This is a genomic window from Asanoa sp. NPDC050611, from assembly GCF_040654855.1.
In the GTDB taxonomy this organism is placed as follows: Bacteria; Actinomycetota; Actinomycetes; order Mycobacteriales; family Micromonosporaceae; genus Asanoa.
The window spans coordinates 1-3,400 of sequence record NZ_JBFAIU010000535.1 but is presented as its reverse complement, the minus strand read 5'-3'; the positions used below and the strand labels follow the sequence as shown (position 1 = coordinate 3,400).

Annotated in this window: 2 protein-coding genes and 1 pseudogene; all 3 read left to right on the top strand. The window is 72.1% G+C overall.

The genetic code is table 11. The annotated features are described in order from the left end of the window. Positions 1–69 precede the first annotated feature (69 nt). Entirely contained in the window at positions 70–909 is an 840-nt protein-coding gene (locus AB0H87_RS39730) for an ECF subfamily RNA polymerase sigma factor, BldN family (protein WP_360158334.1), read from the top strand. Between the two features lie 115 nt (positions 910–1,024). Then, positions 1,025–1,891 (top strand): annotated as a pseudogene (locus AB0H87_RS39725) (DUF5667 domain-containing protein); the annotation flags it as partial. Positions 1,892–2,272: 381 nt separating this feature from the next. Then, positions 2,273–3,148, top strand: coding sequence for an HAD-IB family hydrolase (locus AB0H87_RS39720; RefSeq protein ID WP_360158337.1), 876 nt, complete (start codon positions 2,273–2,275; stop codon positions 3,146–3,148). The last annotated feature ends 252 nt before the right edge of the window (positions 3,149–3,400 follow it).

Below are 3,400 nucleotides of genomic sequence, written 5' to 3'. Positions count from 1 at the left end.
GACCTCCCGCGCTTCCGCCCTGTCGAGCGTATGCCAGGAAGGCACCGCGGAGCCCGGCACGGCACGCCGGTGGCCGACGGGGGCGCCCGGCGGACCCGCAACCGCCCGCACACCGACCTGCCCGGCCGTCCGATCGGTCCGGGCAGCAACGCCAAGCAGGTCAACGGCAGCCGGGTCGGCGCACCCAACCGCCCGACCATGCCGGCCCAGCCGGGCCCCGGGCAGAGTCCCGCGGAGGCCGAGACCACGACGGTGCTGCCCGCGGTGCCGCCGATCGCCGAGCAGCGCACCGGCGGGTCCGGTGGCGCGCCGACGCAGTACCCCTCCCGCCCCGACCCGTCCGACCCGGCCACCGAGGTCTGGACCCTGGTCGAGCGGGCGCAGGCCGGCGAGGCCGAGGCGTTCGGGTTGATCTACGACCGCTACGTCGACACCGTCTTCCGGTTCGTCTATTTCCGGGTCGGCAACCGGCAGCTCGCCGAGGACCTGACGTCCGACACGTTCCTGCGCGCCCTCAAGCGCATCGGCAGCTTTACGTGGCAGGGCCGCGACCTCGGCGCCTGGCTGGTCACGATCGCCCGCAACCTGGTCGCCGACCACTTCAAGTCCGGCCGCTACCGGCTCGAGGTGACCACCGGCGACGTTCTCGACGCCGACCGCGAGGACCGCGGTCCCGAGGGCAGCCCCGAGGCCGCCGTCGTCGACCACATCACCAATGTGGCGTTGCTCACGGCAGTGAAGCAGCTCAATCCCGAGCAGCAGGAGTGCATCGTGCTGCGGTTCCTGCAGGGCTTCTCCGTGGCCGAGACCGCGCAGGCCATGGGCAAGAACGAGGGCGCGATCAAGGCGTTGCAATACCGGGCGGTCAGAGCCCTCGCCCGCCTGCTACCCGACGGGTTCCAACCGTGACGGGTGGCGGGTGCCCCGTAACTTTTCGTGCCTTACGACCGTTGGACTCGATGCGTCCGGTGATGGGTTTCCATCCCGGCACCATTGTCGTAACCAGCGAAGGGGGGTGCCCGCGGTGAACTCCGTGCTCTTCCACCGGCGGCGCGCCGAGCGCTTCGCCCAGCTTCTCGACGAGGCCCACGGCGGCCGTCGTCACCACGTACGGTCTCCGGTCGACAACGATCTTGCCGATGTCGTGGCTGTCGGGCATCGGGTGTCGGCGCTCAAACAATCGGTCGACGTCGACGTCGACCCCGAGTTCCGGATGGGCCTGCGGGCGATGCTCGTCGCCGCGGCCGAGCGCGAAGGGATCGGCAACATCGCCGACACCGGCGCGACGGTCGACCTCGAGGCGTTCCGGGCCGCGGCCAACACCGCGCCGAAGCAGCGGGCCCGCCGGATCCGCACCCGTGGCGCGATCCTGGCCGGCGTCGCCGTCGGCGCGATCGCCATCTCCGGCATGTCGGCGGCCAGCGAGAACGCCGTGCCCGGCGACGCGCTCTACGGTGTCAAGCGGTCCACGGAGCGGGCCCAGCTCGCCCTGGCCAGCTCAGACCTGTCCAAGGGCCAGCTGTTCCTCGACTTCGCCCGCAACCGCCTCAACGAGGCCCGCGCGGTCCGCGAGGGCGACGGGTTCACCAGCGCGCTCAACGACATGGACGCCAACACCACCGAAGGTGTCCGGCTGCTCGCGACGACCGCGACCCAGCGGCACGAGGCGGCGGCGTTGGACGCGATCGACGCGTTCCTCAAGCACCAGCGCACCGAGGTCACCGACCTGCTCGGCACCACGACCGATGACCGCCGTGAGCGGGCGATGGCCTCCGTCACCCTGCTGCTCTCGGTCGAGAAGCGGAGCGACGAGCTGCGCCGTGGTCTCGAGTGCGGTGCCGACGCCAAGGGTTCCGACGCGTTGGGCCCGCTGCCGGGTGCCTGCCCCGCGGGCAGCGCTCCGGCCGACGCGCCGGCCGACACGACGCAGCCCGGCACCAGTGGTCGCGCCGACGAGAACGTGCGGCCCGAGAAGACCGACCCGCAGCCCGGCACCTCCGGCGCGCCGGCCGCCCCCGGCTCGGCCGACCGGCCCGGCGTCGCCGGATCCAGCCCGGCGCCGACACCGACACCTACCCCGAGCAAGAGCGGCAACATCGTCGAAGACCTCGGCGACCTGCTCGGCGGCATCGTGCCCTGAGCCGGCCCACCCTCCTCGGTTAACTCGTTCGAGGCGTTCCCCACCTCGGGGAACGCCTCGATCGCTGAAGTGGCGCGTTCGGGCGGATACCCTCGGTTTGCGGGCCGAGGTCGATCGGGAGGTAGCTGCGTGGTGGCATCGGAGCACCGGCTGACCATCAGCACGGACGCGCACGGCCACACCGCGGGCTGGGCCGAGGCCGAGCTCGAAGCGGCACTCACGGTCGACGTCGACAAGAGCGCGGCCGCGTTCTTCGACATCGACAACACGATGCTCCAGGGTGCCTCGATCTACTGGATCGCCCGCGGCCTGGCCGCCCGGCGCTACTTCACCACCAGCGACCTCGCCCGGTTCGCCTGGCAGCAGGCGCGGTTCCGGCTGCTCGCGGCCGAGCACGCCGGCGACATGTCGCAGGCCAAGAAGGTCGCCCTGGCGTTCATCGAGGGCTGGCGGGTCGACGACATCGAGCGGCTCACCGAAGAGATCTTCGACGAGCTGATGGCACCGCGGATCTTCGCCGGGACCCGGTCCCTGGCCCAGCTCCACCTCGACTCCGGCGAACGGGTCTGGCTGGTCAGCGCGGCGCCCGTCGAGATCGGGCGGGTCATCGCGCAGCGACTCGGGCTGACCGGCGCGATCGGCACGGTGGCCGAGGTGATCGACGGTGCCTACACGGGCCGCCTGGTCGGCGACCTCATGCACGGGCCCGCGAAGGCCGACGCGATCACGCAGCTCGCCAACGTCGAAGGGCTCGACCTGCGGCGGTGCACCGCGTACAGCGACTCGATCAACGACCTGCCGATGCTCTCCGCGGTCGGCACCGCGGTGGCGGTCAACGCCGACAGCGGCCTGCGGCGGGAGGCCCGGGAGCAGGGCTGGGAGATGCGCGACTTCCGCACCGGGCGCAAGGCTGCCCGCGTGGCGGTGCCGTCGACGCTGGCCGCGGGCCTACTGGCCGGCGCGGTCACCACGGTCCTGGCAATGCGCCGACGCCGCCGCGGCCTCTGACCGTTTGGCGGCGCCGACCGTTTGGCGGCCTCTGACCGTTTGGCGGCGCTCACCGTTTGGCGGCGCTCACCGTTTGGCGGCGCTCACCGTTTGGCGGCGCTCACCGTTTGGCGGCGCTCACCGGTCAGCGGTGCGTGACCGGCTAGCAGCCTCTGACCGGCTAGGCAGCCCGCCCGCGATCGTCCGGCAAGGAAGGAGGACGGCATGGCGGTCTCTTCCAGACCTCGCCAAGCCCTCGTGCTCGCCACCACC